This is a genomic window from Pseudomonas sp. BNK-30 (genome assembly GCF_047456185.1).
In the GTDB taxonomy this organism is placed as follows: domain Bacteria; phylum Pseudomonadota; class Gammaproteobacteria; order Pseudomonadales; family Pseudomonadaceae; genus Aquipseudomonas; species Aquipseudomonas putida_E.
Window position 1 is genome coordinate 197,891 of the sequence record NZ_CP179904.1, and the last position, 16,487, is coordinate 214,377.

Below are 16,487 nucleotides of genomic sequence, written 5' to 3' on the forward strand. Positions count from 1 at the left end.
ATTCCCTTACTGCTGATCGTCCTTGCCGCCGGGCATGGCGCCCGGCGGGTTACTGCGGCCTCAGACGACATGAATGCCGTTTTGCACCCACAGGTGGTGGCTCGGATCCTCCTGGGCCGTGTATTGGTTATAGTCGATGCCGTCGGCGCTCTGGCTGCCGGTGAGGTTCCAGTTATCGGTCATGTGCACCGAATCCTTGTCGTCGCCTTTGATCAGCAGCGTGCTGCTGCCGCTTTCTGTGACGGCCACCACATCCGCCAGGTTCAGCGTCAGGGTCACCCCGCTGGTGTCGTTGAGGTCGATGATTTCGATATCGTGGACACGCCCGGCCAGGGAGCCCAAGTCGATGCTGGCATCGCCGCCGCCCCACAGCAGGGTGTCGGTACCACTGCCGCCCTCGACGCTGGCAAAGGCCTGATCCACCACCACGAGGGTGTCGTCGCCGGAGCCGCCTTGCAGGCTGATCTGCCCGCCCTGGCTGCCATCGAGTTGGTCATTGCCATCGGTGCCGGCAATCACCTCGGTGGATGCAGCCGCGGCAACACTTGCGAGGGCCGCCCCCTCGTCGCCACTGTCAGCCAGCAGCGAAGTGGTCGCGGTGAGCCCGGCAGCGTTGTCCAGGTTGATGGTCAGCGTTGCGGTATCGGTGGTGCCGTTGGGGTGCGTCAGTTCGTAGGTGAAAGTGTCCTGTTGGCCGACAACTGCCGAAGTCAGGCCCTCCTTGAGGGTATAGGTGTAGCTGCCGTCAGCGTTCACCAGAAGCGTGCCGTAGGTGCCGGTCACGCTGACGCCGTTGTAACCGGGGATGGCGTAGGTGTTGGCCGCTACCAGCACGCTGAGCACGGTCAGCGTCGAACCGAGGTTGTCGGCACCGCCGCCGGCGGTGTCGGTCAACAGGTTGCCGGTCACTGGGGTGTAGCCGCTGACCACGAACTCGTTGGTATACGTGGTGGTGGTGTTGAGGCTGGTAGTGATCGAACTGAGCAGGCCGATGCCACCTGCGCTGACACGGATCTCGTAGGCACCTGGGCCCTGGTTCTGGAAGGTGTAGGCCGAGCCGCCGCCGAGCAGGCTGATCAGCGAACTGCCGGGCACAGACTGCACAAGCACGTACTGGCCGGTAGCCGTGTTGAGTTTGTAAAGGGCGATGGTGGTGCCGTTGAGCAGGCCTAGCAGGTTGGCGGAGTTGAGCACCACTTGCAGGTTGGCGGTGGTATCGGCGGCAACGCTGGTGTCATAGACCGCCTGCCGCGAGCCGATCAGCGGCAGGGACAGCGTCCCCAGTGTGGCGCTGCCGGTGTCCACCCGGTTTGCCAGGCTGATGTTGGTGCTGTCGATGTCGTTGACGGCATCGACCACCGTGGCGGGCGCGCTGAGGTTGCTGTCGCTCCAGACCTCCGTGGCTTGCGGGCTGTCGATCCGCACATAGAGGTTGGCGACATCGGTCAGGCCGTTGCCGTGCACCAGTTGATAGCTGAACACGTCTACTTTGCCGACGCTGGACGGGGTGCCGTTCGGCGTGTAGGTGTAGCTGCCATCGGCGCGGATCACCAGGGTGCCATACAGGCCTTGCACTTCGGTGGCGCTGCCGGCGGTGACGTAGCTGCCGTTCTTGAGCACCTGCAGCACGGCGCTGCTGTCCGGGCCACGGGCGTCGGTGGTGCCGTCGACACCGGGGTCGGTGATGACGTTGCCGGTAGTGGGGGTACCGGTGCCGGTGAACTCGGTCAGGCTGGAGGTTTCGATGTCCAGCGTGGTGGTGACGTTGGTCACCAGGCCGATGCCGCCGCTGCCTACGGTCAGGCGGTATTCACCGGCCTGCAGTTCGCCGATGTCGACCTGCACCCCCTGGCCCAAGGGAAGCAGAATCAGGTCTAGCAGGCCCAGGCTGTTACCGGTAGCCAAAGTCACCCAGGCCCCGGACGCGTCTTTTACCTGCAGGGTGAAGGTGGCGTTGTCGAGCAGGGCCAGGGCACTGCTGGTGGTCAGCGTCAGGGTCGGGTCCGCCGTGGTGCCGGCGTCGACGGTCCAGGTGTAGGTCTTGCTGAAGCCCGCCAGCAGTGTGGTGAAACTGTCGGTGTAGGTCTGCGTGGCGACAACCGGTGCCAGGTTGACGGTGGCGGTGGCCAGGTTGTCGCTGGCGATCACCGGTGCGTTGGCGTCGACGTCCGGCGCAGTGATGTTGACGTTGCCGGAGACGTTGTTGCGTGGGTCGGTGAGCGATACCGACAGTGTCTGACCGTTGTCCTGGGCAGGGGTCAGGGTTACGGAGAAGGTGCCGTCGGGCTGCACCGTGCCGGTTTGCAGGACCGTGCCGGTGGAGCTGCGCACCGTGACCGTGGCGCCAGGCTCGCCGCTGCCGGTCAGGGTGCTGCCGTCGGCGCTGATCACCAGGTTGCTGGCGAGCGCTGGCGGGGTGAGGTCTGGAGCGGTCAGTGCGGTGCCGGTCGAGGTGTTGCCGGTGGCATCGGTCAAGGTGACAGTCAGGGCCTGGTTGTCGATTTGCGCCGCCGCCAGGCTGACCACGAACAGGCCGTTGCTGCCCACTATGGCGGTGCCCAGCACGGTGCCTGCAGTGTTGCGCACGGTGACGGTGCTGCCGATCTGGCCAGAGCCGCTTACCGTGGTGCCGTTGGCGTTGATGGCGGCCACTGGCGCGGCGGGTGGCGTGGTGTCCGGTGCTGTGATGCTGGCGCTGCCGGACTGGTTGCCGGCGGCATCGGACTGACGCACGGTAAGCAACTGCCCGTCGTTCTGCGTGCTGGTGAGGGTGACGGTAAAGCTGCCGTCGGGTTGTACCACGGCGCTGCCCAACGGACCGCCCGGGCCGGTAACGGTGACTGTCGCGCCGGGCTCGCCGACGCCGGTCAGTACGGTGCCTGCGCCGGTCACGGCAAGGCTGGTCGGTGCAGTCGGCGCCTGTGTGTCCGGTGCGGTATAGCTGGTACTGCCCGAGGTATTCTGTGCAACGTCGACCTGCGTCACACCGAGTACCTGGCCGTTGAGCTGCGCGCTGGCCAGGTTGATGCTGAACACGCCGCCAGCGTTGACCACGCCGGTGCCGAGCACATTGCCACTGGCATCACGCACGGTGACCGTGGCATTGGCTTCACCGGTCCCGGTAAGCACCAGGCCATTGGCGGACAGCGCCGTGACCACCGGGTTGGCCGGCGGCGTGGTGTCGGTTGCCTGCACGAATACCGGCTGCGATTCACCGCCCACCAGAGCCACGGCAGTGACCGAGAGCGATTGCCCATTCAACTGGGCGCTGTCGAGCTGGAGACTGAAGTCGCCGTTGAGGTCCGCTGCACCCGTGCCGATCAAATTGCCCTCATCGTCATAGACACGGATGGACGCCCCGCTGGTGGCGTTACCCGTGAGGGTCAGGCCATCGGCGTTCAGCACCACATTGGTGGGGGGCGCTGGTGGTGGGATAAGCGGGGTGATGTAGGTCTGCACTGCCGAGGTATTGGTACCGTCGCTTTGGGTCACAGCCAATGTCGCGACCGAGCCAGGTGCGGGTTCGAGTTCGATGGAGAAGTTACCGTTGGCATCGACCACGCCGGTGCCAATCACATTGCCTGCCAGGCTGACAGTCACTGTGGCGTTAGGCTCACCGCGCCCGGTCAGCACGTCGTAGTCGGTATTGATTGCCAGGTTGGTGACCAGAGCAGGTGGTGACGTGTCGGCAGCCTGGTAGGTGGCTGGCAGCGAGGCGTTGCCCGCCTCATCGGTGGCGACCACGGTCAGCAATTGGCCGTTGTTCTGCGCCGGGCTCAACGTCACGCTGAAGGTGCCGTCTTCGGTGGCCTGGACGGTGCCGACAATGATGTTGTCCGGGCCACGCACGGTGATGGTACTGCCGGGTTCGGCACTACCGATCAGCAGCGTGCCCGTCGGGTCCAGCGCCAAGTCGGCAGGTTGCGCTGGTGGCACCAAGTCCGGTGCGGTCACTTCGAATGGCGCGGAGGGGTTGCCGGTGACGTCTTGAGCGACGACGGTCAGTACCTGGCCGTCGATCTGTGGGGTTGTCAGGTCAAGCACGAAGGTGCCGTCAGGGTCGATCACGCCTTGGCCGACCATGTCGCCACGGTCGTTCATCACCGTAATGCGTGCCCCCGCTTCGCCGCTACCGATCAGCTGGGTGCCGCTGTCGTTGAGCGACGCGACAACCGCGGCCGGCGGCGTGGTATCGACCGCGGTGACCGAGCTGTTGGGCGATACGTTTTCGCTTTCGTCTGTCAGGGTTACCTGAAGGCTTTGGCCATTGAGCTGCGGCGAGCTGAGATCGACCACGAAGGTGCCGTCGGCACCCACCGTGTCGGTGCCGATTTCAGTGGTGCCCAGGTACACCCTTACCGTGGTGCCTGCTTCGCCGACGCCGCTGAGCTGATCGCCGGCAGCATTGAGGCGCAGTTCGGTTGCCGGTGCCGGTGGCGTGAGGTCGGGTGCATCGATCGTGACCGGCGCGCTGATGTTGCCGGGTGGGTCGGCCTGTTGTACCGACAGCACTTGCTGGTTGATCTGGGCTGGCGCCAGTTCCACCGAGAAGCTGCCATCGGCGAGCACAATGGCCGTACCGAGCAGTACGCCTGCGGCATTGGTCACTGTGACGGTAGCGCCTGGTTCGCCAAGGCCGGTGACCACACTGCCATCGGCATTGATGTCAACCTCGGTGAGGATGGCCGGCGGCGTGAAGTCAGGCGTTTGCAACGTGGCGACTGCCGACACGTTACCGGCTGCGTCGGCCTGGCTGAGGCTGAGCAGTTCGGCGTTGCCCAGCGCCGGGTTGAGGGTGACGGTGAAGTTACCGCTGGCATCGACCACTGCCGTACCGATTTCGTCGCCCTGCGCGTTGCTGACGCTGACCTGCGCGCCGGGCTCGCCGCGGCCGGTCAGGGTAACCCCGTCGCTGGAAATCGCAAGCTCAGTGGGGGCGGCCGGTGGGGTGGTATCGGCTGCAATGATGGCGCTGGGGTCGGACTGGTTGCCGGCGGCATCGGTCAGTATTACCTGCACCTGCTGGCCGTTGGCCTGTGGTGCGCTGAGGGTGACCTGGAAGGTACCGTCGGCGCGGACCACTGCGCTGCCCAGTGTGCTGCCATCGGCAGCCAGCACTTTGACGGTGCTGCCGGCCTCGCCGGTACCGTTGAGCAGGCTGCCGCCGCCGGCAAATGCCAGGTTGCCGGCAGCATCAGGTGCCACACGGTCGGGCGCAGTCAGGCTGACACTGTCGGACTCGTTGCCCGCGGCGTCGGTCTGCTGTGCACTGAGTTGTTCGCCATTGATCTGTGCGGTGCTCAGGTCAATGCTGAAGTTGCCACTGGCATCGACCACGGCAGTGCCCAGGTCGACACCGCCTTCGCCGATCACGGCCACTGTGGCGCCCGGTTCACCGCGGCCGGTGAGCGTCAGGCCGTCGCTGCTCAGCACCAGGTTGGTCAGCGGTTGCGGGGCGGTGGTGTCCGGTGCCTGCAGGGTCGCAGGCAGCGAAGCACTGCCATCGGTGCCCACGGCATTGACCTGCAAGACTTCGCCGTTGGCCTGGGCGCTGTCGAGGTTGACCGTGAAACTGCCGTCATTGCCCACTGGCGCAGTGCCCAACAGCACGCCGTCAGGCCCATACACATTGACGGTGCTACCTGGGGATGCATTGCCGGTAACCACCAGGCCATCGGCTGAGAGCGTCAGGTTGTCCGGAATGTCCGGTGCCAGGTTGCCCGGCGCGGTCACAGTCTGTGCCGGCGAGGCATTCTGCGCGGCATCGGCCTGGGTCACGCTGAGGCTTTCGCCGGCTGTGGCTGCAGGGCTGAGCGCTACGGTGAAACGGCCATCGCTGCCGACCGTGGCGGTCCCCAGCGAGGTGCCGTCGGGCGCACGCACGGTGACCGTGGCGCCGGCTTCGCCAGTACCTGTAAGGCTGGCGCCGTCGGCAGCGACGGCCAGGTTGGCGACGGCGGTGGGCGGTGTGGTATCGGCAGCGGTGTAAGGTGCCGCAGGCGACACGTTGCCTGCGGCATCTGTGGCGGTAACCTGCAAGGTCTGGCCGTTGGTCTGGGCGCTGCTCAGGGTGACCTGGAAGGTGCCATTGCTGCTGGCCACGGCGGTGCCCAGGATATTGCCTGCGGCATCACGCACAGTGACCGTGCTGCCTGCTTCGGCGCTGCCGCTCAACTGCAGGCCGGTACTGGCCAGGGCGAGGTCGGCTGGCGCCGCTGGTGGGGTGAGGTCCGGCGCAGTCACTGCAACAGGAGGCGAGGTGTTGTTGCCTGCGTCGGTCTGGGTCACGCTCAAGTTCTGGGCGTCAAGTTGCGCACTGGTCAGGGTGAGGGTGAAGCTGCCGTTGGCGGCCACCACGCCTGTGCCAATGATGGTGCCATCGGGGCCGCGCACGGTCACGCTGGCACCCGCTTCACCCAGGCCGGTGAGGGTCAGGCCATTGTTGTTGAGCACCACATTGGTCAGTGGGGCTGGTGGGGTGAGGTCGGCTGTACTGAGGGTGACAGCAGGGGAAGTGTTACCCGCTGCATCCACCTGGCTCACGCCGATGGCCTGGCCGGTTGCCTGTGGGGTATCGAAGGTGACCGTAAACCGGCCATCGGCGCCCACGGTCGCGGTGCCGACCACGGTGCCGGCAGCGTTGCGCACCTGCACGGTGGCGCCGGCTTCACCACTGCCTGACAGCTGTTTGCCGTCGGCGCTGAGCACCGGGTTGTCGACCGCAGCCGGGGGCGTGCGGTCCGGTGTTGCCAGGCTCGCCGGGCCAGACACATTGCCAGCGGCATCGCTAAGGGTGACCTGCAAGGCGCTGCCGGTGGTCTGTGCATTTGGCAGGGTGACCTGGAACTGGCCGCTCTGGTTGACGGTACCTGTGGCCAGTATCGCGCCACTGGCATCGCGTACGGTCACCGTCGCGCCCGCCTCACCCTGGCCGCTGACTACGGTTGCCGCGCTGTTCAGGCTCAGGCCGGTGGCAGCATCAGGCGCTTGCAGATCAGGCGCCTGCAAGGTTGCGGCGAGCGAGGTATTGCCCGCGGCGTCGCTCTGGGTAACGGTAAGGTTCTGGCCATTGGCTTGCGGGGGGGTCAGGCTGACGCTGAACAACCCGTTACTGCCAACGGTGGCAGTGCCCAGCTCGGTACCTTGGGCATCCACCACGCGTACGGTCGCGCCCACCTCGCCCTTGCCGATAAGGGTGCTGCCACTGCGGTCGAGGGCAAGCTGGGTGGGGGCATCCGGCGCGGTGCTGTCCTCTGCAACGATGGTGGCCGGTACCGAGGGTTTACCGCCGGCTGTAAGGCGTGCGCTGACCTGCAGGGTCTGGGCATTGAGCTGGGCGTCGCTGAAGAACACTCGGAAGATGCCGTCGCTGCCGACCGTCGCGGTGCCCAGTGTGGTGCCGCCGGAGGTCACGGTGATAAGCGAGCCCACGGTGCCTTCGCCCGTCAGGAGGAAGCCGTCGGCACTGATGGTCAGGGCGGTTGGTGTAGCGACTTCGGTGCCGTCTGGCCCGGCCACGTCGACCGTGGTCTCGTTGCCACCGTCGTCTCGGACCACTACCTGCACGGTGTCGCCGGAAACCAGGGGTGGGTCGACTTCGACAACGAAGGTGCCGTCCGGCCCGGCGGTTGCGGTGCCCAGGTCAGTGGTGCCGTCGCGAACGATGATGGTGGTGCCGGGTTCGGCCGTACCACCGATAAAGCCGCCATCCGGGCTGACCGTGATGTCGGTCGCCGCAGCGGGCGGGGTGGTATCCGGCGCGGTGACGCTCGATGCGCCAGAGTCGTTGCCGGCTGCGTCGCTGACCACCACGGTCAGGGTCTCGCCATTGGTGAGCGGGGTATCCAGCGGCACGCTGAAGCTGCCATCGCCGTTCACTGCAACGGTGACGACAGTGCCATTGGGGTCGGTCACCGTGACCGAGCTGGCCCCGGGGGCGTTGCCGGTCACAGTGGTGCCATCCGGGCTGACGCTGACATCGGTCGGCAGTGCAGGGGGTGTAAGGTCCGGCGCAGTGGCCTGGGCTGCGGTGGAGGTGTTGCCGGCGGCATCTGTGAGGGTGACGTCGAGGCTCTGGCCATCCAGTTGGGCCGGTGACAGCGGCACGCTGAAGTTGCCACCCACCGGGACCACGACCGTGCCCAGCAGGTCGCCGTTGGCATTGCGCACTTCTACGGTGGAGCCCACCTCGCCGTTGCCTTGCAGCGCTGTGCCATCGGCACTGACTTGCAGACCGGTAGGGGCGGCGGGGCCGGTTGTATCGTCAGCGGTTAAGGTGGCAGATGGCGATGTATTGCCCTCGCCGTCGACAAGCACCACCGACAGTACTTCGCCGTTGGTCTGGGGTGGGGCGAGGGTCACGGTGAAGCTGCCGTCGGGCTGCACTTGGGCATCGCCCAGCAGTTGCCCGCCGGCATCGCGCACTTCTACGGTGGCGCCTGGCTCACCTTGCCCGCTCAGCACACTGCCATCTGCGTTCAGCCCCAGGCCTTGTGCTGGTTGCGGTGCTTCGAGGTCGTCGGCAGTGACAGTGTCGGCAGCGGAAGTGTTGCCCGCCGCGTCCGCCTGGGTGACGGACAGCGTCTGACCGTTGAGTTGCGGTGGGTCGATGGTTACCCGGAAGCTACCGTCGGCCTCCACCACGGCGGTGCCCAATACTGCGCCGCCAGTGCCGGTGACGCGCACTTGCGCGCCGGGTTCGCCGCTACCGGTAACCACGGTGCCATCGGCGGAAAGGGCCAGGCCGATGGGGGTGTCGGGCGCCTCGTTGTCCGGAGCAGGCAGGTCGACCGCTGCTGACACGTTACCGGTCGGGTCGCGTTGTTCAACGGTCAAGGCCTGGCCATTGGTCTGTGGAGGGGCCAGGGTGAGTTCGAAGGTGCCGTCGCCGGCCACCTCGACGCTGCCCAGCACCGCGCCGTCGGGGCTGCGCACGATCACCGTGGCACCTGGTTCGCCAGTGCCGGTAACGGTGGTGCCGCTGTCGTCGATGCTCGGGTTGCCGACAACTTGCGGTGGGGTGCTGTCGGGGGCGGTGAAGTCGACCGGGCCGGCACTGTTGCCGAGATTGTCGGTGGCCTCCACGGTGAGGCTTTCGCCGTTGCGCTGTGGCGGGTCGAGAGTGACATCGAAGCGCCCGTCGGCGCCGACTGTCGCGGTGCCCAGCACGGTACCGTCCGCCGCACGTACCGTGACGATCGAGCCACTCTGGCCCTGGCCGGTCAGGTGCAGGCCAGCGCTGTCGACGGCCAGCCCGGAAGGCTGCAGAGGCCCGTCCAGGTCCGGCGCGGTCAGGGTTGCGGTCGAGGTGTTGCCCGCAGCGTCACGCAGTACCACGTCGAGCATCTGGCCATCGGACTGGGCCGGTGTCAGTGTGAGGGTGAAGACGCCGTTCGCGCCGACCACGGCAGTGCCCAGCACCGTGCCCTGGGCATCGCTGACTTGCACGTTGGCCCCAGGCTCACCGCGGCCAGTGAGGGTAGCGCCATCGGCGCTCAGTTGCAGGTCACTGGCCGGGTTTGGCGGGGTGATATCCGGTGCACCGACCTGGGTCGGCAGTGAGCTGTTGCCGTCGGCGTCCAGGGCCACCACATCGAGCAGCTCACCATTGGCCTGAGCGGGGTCGAGGCCGACGGTGAAGTTGCCATCATTGCCCACTTGCACGCTGCCCAGCACATTGCCTTGGGCGTCGCGCACCTCCACCAGGCTGCCTGCCGGAGCGGTGCCGCTGACGGAGGAACCATCGGCGGCCACTACCAGCCCGGCCGGGCTTTCTGGTACCGGCGTCTGCGGCACGATGACGTTCAGGTCGGCCGATGGGTTACCGGCTGCATCGCTCTGCAGCAGCACGATGGTTTCGCCCGCGTTCAGCGGGGCGTCCAGCTCAACCAGGAAGGTGCCATTGGAGGCCACCGTACCGGTGCCGATCACATTACCGTCGGCGTCGCGCACTTGCACCGTGGCGCCGGCTTCACCCCGACCTGCTATCACTTGGCTGCCAGCCCCCACCACCACGCCGGTGATGATTGCCGGGGCAGTGATGTCCGGGGCGGTGAAGCCCAGGGGCGCAGAGCTGTTGCCTGCGGCATCGATGACGCTGATGGCCAAGGCTTCGCCATTGGCTTGCAACGGGTCGAGGGTGAGGCTGAAACTGCCGTCAGGCCCGGCGATACCGCTGCCGATGAGGATGCCGTCAGCGTCGCGCACTTCTATACGGGCGCCGGGTTCGGCGCTGCCGACCAAGGTTTCCCCCGCGCTCAGGGTCAGACCGGTGGGTTGTTCCGGAGCCACCAGGTCTGGGGCTGTCAGTGGGCTTGGGGGCGAGGTATTGCCCGCAGCATCAGTCAGGGTCACCTGCAGTGACGAGCCGTCAATCACTGGCGAGGTCAGTTGCAGGGTGAAGGTGCCGTCTGGCAGCACAGTAGCGGTACCTATCACCTGGCCCTGATCATCCCGTACCTCTACCGTTGCGCCAGCTTCGCCACGGCCTGAGACCATACGGCCATCGGCGCTGATGGCCAGGTTGCTGGCCGGCGCCGGTGGCGTGGTATCGCCGCCACCGGTGTCAATGTCCGGAGCTGTGACGTTGCCTGCTGTCGAGGCGTTGCCTGTGGCATCGGTGGCGGTGACTTGCAGCTGCTCGCCATCCACCTGGGGCGGGTCGAGGGTGATGCTGAAGGCGCCGGTCGCACCGACCACGGCGCTGCCCAGTACCGTGATGCCATCGGCGGCGAGTACACGCACGGTGCTGCCCGGTTCGGCGCGCCCGGTAACGACGCTGCCCTCAGGGCTGACAGCCAGTTCGCTCGGGATCGCTGGCGCTGTGATATCGGGCGCCGTGACCTGCGCAGGCAAGGAGGACGCCCCGCTGCCATCGATGGCACTCACGTCAAGCAGCCCGCCGTTGGCTTGTGCCGGGGCGAGTACAACGGTGAAGGTGCCTTCGGCGCCGACCACGACGCTGCCGACCAGCGCGCCGGTGGCGTCGCGCACTTCGACACGGCTGCCGGCCGGGGCATTGCCGGTGAGGGTGGTGCCATCGGCGGCGATCACCAGGTCGCTGGGGCTGTCCGGTGCCGGTGTCAGCGGTACCTCGAACGGCAGCGCTTCGGACGCATTGCCGCTAGGGTCGGTCTGCACCAGGCTCAGTTGCGCGCCGGGTTGTGCGGCCGGGTCGAGGTCGATCAGGAAGGTGCCGTTGGCGCCGACCACGGCGGTACCGATCAAGTTGCCATTGGCATCGCGCACCTCTACGGTGGCGCCGGCTTCGCCACGGCCGCTCAGGGTCAGGCCACCATTGCCCACGACGATCGTGCTGACTTCAGCAGGCGGGGTCACGTCCGGTGCATCGAATTGAAGCGGCGCTGAGCCGTTGCCCGCCGCATCGACCAGGCGTACGTCCAGCGCCTGGCCGTTGGCCTGGGCGGGTGAGAGGGTGAGACTGAAATTGCCGTCAGGGCCAACCTGGCCGGTGCCGATCACCGCGCCGTTGGCGTCGCGGACCTGCACGGTAGCGCCAGGCTCGCCACGGCCGGTCAGGGTCACGCCGTCAGCCAAGGCCAGGTCGGACGGTTGTGCGGGTGGCTGCAGGTCCGCCGAGGTCACAGTGCCCGGCTGGGACACGTTGCCGGCTGCATCGGTAAGCACCACTTGCAGGGGGCTGCCGTCGTTCACCGGTGGTGTCAGGGTGAGCTGGAAGGTGCCGTCTGCGCCGACCGCGCCGGTGGCCAGAATGTTGCCTTGTGCATCGCGCACCTGCACGGTTGTGCCGGCTTCGCCGCGGCCGCTGAGTTGCCGGCCCGCCAAGCCGATCACCAGGTTGGTGGGGGCATTGGGGGCTGTGGTGTCGGGCGGGTTGCCAACACCATCATCCGGTGCGTTGATGGCGGTGGCTGGCGAGGTATTGCCGGCGGCGTCCCGGGCGCTGACTTGCAGCGCCTGGCCATCGGTTTGCGGGGGTTGCAGGGCAACGCTGAACAGCCCGTCGGCACCCGCTACCGCGGTGCCGAGCAAGGTACCGTCGGGGGCTCGCACTTGCACGGTGGCCCCTGGCTCGGCGCGGCCGGTAACGGTAGTGCCTTGCGGGTTGACGGCCAATTCGGAGGGGGATGCAGGCGCCGTCGCGTCCGGCGCGGTCAGTGCTGCGGGCTGCGAGGCATTGCCCGCAGCATCGGTGAGTGTGACCCCCAGGTTTTCGCCGTTGATCTGGGGCGGGCTCAGGGGGATGTTGAAGGTGCCGTCGGCGCCTACGGTGCCGGTGCCAATTACATTGCCTGCGCCATCCCGGACTTGCACAGTACTGCCGGCTTCGCCACGACCGGTCACGGCCGTGCCTTGCGCATTGATCGCCAATTCCGTGGCGGCCTGCGGCACGGTGGTGTCTGGCGCGACCACGTTGCCGGCCTGCGATGTGTTGCCCGACGGACCGGTCAGGGTGACATTGAGGCTTTCGCCATTGACCTGGGGCGAGTTCAAGCTGATGTCGAACGTACCGTCGGCGCCCACCGTGCCGCTGCCGATCAGGTTGCCGGCGCCATCGCGTACATTCACCGTGGCACCGACCTCGCCGCGGCCAGTCAGGCGCAGGCCATCGGGCGAAACCAGCAGGTCTATGGGCGTGGCGGGTGGCGTGGTGTCGCCTGGCGCAGAGCCGTCGCCGCTGCTACCGCCTCCACCACCGCTGCCTGCGGCGGCGGCTGCGCCGCCAACGCCCAGCAGGCTCAGCCCGGCAATCGCCCAGGTCGGGGTTTCGCTGCCAGCGCCGCCGATGCCTGCGACCAGTTCATCGAGCGAGGCGACTTCCTCGAAGGTGAAACCGCTGAAGGCTTCGGCATCGTAGTTGGCGTGCCACAGGGTGCCATCTTCGCCGACGAAGACCATGTCACTGCCGACACCCGCCTGGTCCACGGCAAAGAAGTTGCCGACGGTAACCTTTTCCCCTGACTTGAGTGTGACGATCAGGTCCTGACCCCGACGGGTCACGGTTGCCACCTGGTCAGGCGCAACGGGCATTTGCACCACGCCTGGGCTGTTGAGCGTGATATTGCCCCAGGCATTCTGGGTGGCGACGGTGGTTTGCTTGTCGGCGACGACGATGTTGTCCATGGATGCTCCCTGCTGGTGTGCGGCACACAGGGACACCGTTGGCGATCCTGCTGGCGCAACCGCTTGTGCAGTAGCACGCAGCCCGGTCGCATAACGGCCCTGTTACCGGTGGTAAGGGAGATATAGCAGCCCAACGGAAAGCAACCAGAGGCTTTCTGGGTTAATCCTTTGGTAGGAAACGCGTCTAGCGCAGGCCCAGGCGCCGAGCCAAGCGGTTTAAATTGGCGCGATCCAGGCCCAGTTCGCGGGCGGCGGCGGCCCAGTTGTCCTGATGGCGCTGCAGGCAGGCATCGATGATCTGGCGTTGGTAGCCGTCGACAGCTTTGCGCAAGCCACCTTCGGCCAGCGACGGCGCCGGCAGGGGCGCAGGGGAGGGTGCCTGTACCCCGCCCGCCACGGTACGCAGGTCCAGGTCACTGGCTTGCAGGGTAAGGATGCGTGGCCGGTCCGGGTGCTGGCCCAGCGCCTTGAGGGCTGAGCGACCGATCAGGTGTTCCAGTTCGCGCACGTTGCCGGGCCAGTCGTAAGCCAGAAGCGCCGATTGCGCTTCGTTGCTCAGGCGCAGGCTGTTCAGGCCCAGACGTGATCGATTCTGTTCGAGGAAGTAGCCCGCCAATAGCAGCACATCGCGCCCACGCTCGCGTAGCGGCGGAACCTGCAGCGGGTACACGCTCAGGCGGTGATAGAAGTCGGCGCGGTAGTTGCCGTTGCGCACCTCGGCGGCAAGGTCGCGATTGGTTGCTGCGATCAGGCGCACATCCACTGTGTGTTCGCGGTCTGAGCCCAGGCGCTGCAGTTGCCCGCTTTGCAATACCCGCAGCAGCTTTGCCTGCACCGCCAGCGGCAGTTCGCCCACTTCGTCGAGAAACAGCGTGCCGCCGTTGGCCAGTTCGAACTTGCCGCGACGCTCACCGTGGGCGCCGGTAAAGGCCCCGCGCACATGGCCGAACAGTTCGCTTTCCACCAGCGTGTCGGGCAGCGCGGCGCAGTTGAGGCTGATCAGGGGCTTGTTGGCACGGTGGCTGGCCTGGTGCAGGGCCTGGGCCACCAGTTCCTTGCCCACGCCAGTTTCGCCGGTGATCAGCACGGTCAAGTCGCTACCGCCAACCAGGCGTATTTCATCCAGCAGGCGCTTGTGCGCCGGGCTTTGGCCAATCAGCTCTTTGTCCTGGCCGCTGGCCTGGCGATAGATTTCGGCGCGCTGGTGCTCATCCTCGGCGCGCAGTGCCAGGTGCTCGATGCGTTCGGCCACCGTGACCGTGGCGGCTGCCAGGCTGGCGAAGGCCTGCAGGGCATCGAGCTCCAGGCTTTGGAACTGGCCCGGGGTGAGGGCATCGAGGGTTACCAGGCCCCATGGGCGCTCGTCGACCATCAGCGGGCAGCCCATGCAGTCATGCACGTGAAGGTCGACGTCGTGGGCATTGACCAGGCCGTCATAGGGGTCGGGCAACTGGGAGTCGCTGGGAAAGCGGGTGGGCTCGGCGCGGCTGAGCAAAACCTGGAAGCGCGGATGCTCGCTGACTTTGAAGCGCCGGCCCAGGGTATCGGCAGACAAACCGTCGACAGCCAGTGGCACCAGCCATTCGCCATCGAGCCGCAGCAGTGCAGCGGCATCGCAGGGCAGCAAGCCGCGCATGGCTTGTAGCAGGCGGCGGTAGCGTTCCTGGTCGGGCAGGTCACGGGACAGGTCGCTGACCAAGGGGAGCAGGGCGGTGAGCAGCGGCTTTGCAGTCATAAGGACTCCTATTGGTCCAAATGACTATACGCCGTGCCTGGTCGTTTTGACATGTACTTAGCCAACATACTGATTTTATTGATATTTAAGGTTGGCACGAATACTGATACTGCACATGCAACCATTCGAAGCCTCTGGCTCAGGAGTTGTTGCAATGCTCAATGCCGACCAACGTGCAATCATCAAAGCCACTGTCCCGCTGCTGGAAACCGGTGGAGAGGCGCTGACCACCCACTTCTACAAATTGATGCTCAGCGAGTATCCGCAAGTGCGCCCACTGTTCAACCAGGCGCATCAGGCCAGTGGCGACCAGCCGCGCGCCCTGGCCAACGGCGTGCTGATGTACGCCCGGCACATCGACCAGCTGGAACAGCTCGGCGGCCTGGTCGGCCAGATCATCAACAAGCATGTCGCCTTGCAGATCCTGCCGGAGCATTATCCGATCGTCGGCAGCTGCCTGCTGCGTGCCATCGAGGAGGTGCTCGGCAAGGCGATCGCCACTGCAGAGGTGATCGCTGCCTGGGGCGCGGCCTATGGGCAGTTGGCCGAGATCCTCATTGGCGCCGAGGAAGGCCTCTACAAACAGAAGGAAGAGGCTGCCGGTGGCTGGCGCGGTACCCGCGAATTCCGCCTGGTACGCCGCGAGCAGGAAAGCAGCGAGATCGTTTCGTTCTACTTCGCTCCTGTCGACGGCAAACCGGTGCTCAAGGCTGAACCGGGCCAGTACATCGGCTTGCAGCTGTTCATCGACGGCGCCGAGCACCGTCGCAACTATTCGCTGTCGGCCTTGTGCGATGGCAAGCAATACCGCATCAGCGTCAAGCGTGAGGCGGGCGGCAAGGTGTCCAACTACCTGCATCATGAAATGATGGTCGGCAGTACCGTGCAACTGTTCCCGCCGTCTGGTGACTTCACCCTTGCCGCCAGTGACAGGCCGCTGGTGCTGATCAGCGGTGGTGTCGGCATCACACCGACCCTGGCCATGCTCGAGGCGGCCCTTGAAACCAAGCGACCGGTGCATTTCATCCACTGTGCGCGCAATGCAGGGGTGCATGCGTTCCGTGACTGGGTCGATGGGTTGGCCGAGCGTCACCCGCAGCTCAAGCGCTTTTATTGCTATGCCGAGGATGATGGTTCGCACGACGCCAATGCGGTGGGGCTGTTGAGCCAGGAGCTTTTGGGTGAATGGATGCCGGGTGAGCGTGACGTGGATGCGTACTTCCTCGGGCCCAAGAGCTTCATGGCGGTGATCAAGCGTTACCTTAAAGAGCTGGGTGTGCCCCAGCAGCAGAGCCGCTACGAGTTCTTCGGGCCGGCGACAGCTCTGGAGTGATGTGCTGACTGTTCGGACCCCATCGCCGGCAAGCCTGCCCCCACAGGTACGCTGGCGTACCTGTGGTTTCTGGGCTGCTTTGCATATAAAGGAAAGATGAACCGCGCCAGCCATCTTTCATCGTTAATCGTCCTTTAATCACTGTATCCTTCACTCCCGGGTGTCGAGGGGCTCGCCCCTGCGCGGCGCCCGGGCAGCCGCTTTTTTACCGGCCGGCGTTGAACCGATGTCACGCCTGCCGGTCTCAAGCCCACTCCGGATAGCCCTCGCAGTGCTGTCTTGCCGCTTCCTCGACACGCTAACGGTCAGACCTGC

At 66.1% G+C, this 16,487-nt stretch carries 3 protein-coding genes; 1 reads left to right on the plus strand and 2 read right to left on the minus strand.

Annotated elements, in window-relative coordinates; translation table 11 throughout:
* Window positions 1–60 precede the first annotated feature (60 nt).
* Window positions 61–13,104: a BapA/Bap/LapF family large adhesin gene (locus ACMGGN_RS00960; RefSeq protein WP_414156387.1), complete on the minus strand. Its 13,044-nt coding sequence runs from the start codon at window positions 13,102–13,104 to the stop codon at window positions 61–63.
* Window positions 13,105–13,288: 184 nt separating this feature from the next.
* Entirely contained in the window at window positions 13,289–14,839 is a 1,551-nt protein-coding gene (gene norR, locus ACMGGN_RS00965; protein ID WP_414156388.1) for a nitric oxide reductase transcriptional regulator NorR, read from the minus strand.
* Window positions 14,840–14,993: 154 nt separating this feature from the next.
* Here norR and hmpA point away from each other — a divergent pair, with 154 nt between their 5' ends.
* Window positions 14,994–16,172, plus strand: coding sequence for an NO-inducible flavohemoprotein (gene hmpA / locus ACMGGN_RS00970; RefSeq protein ID WP_414156389.1), 1,179 nt, complete (start codon window positions 14,994–14,996; stop codon window positions 16,170–16,172).
* Window positions 16,173–16,487: the final 315 nt, after the last annotated feature.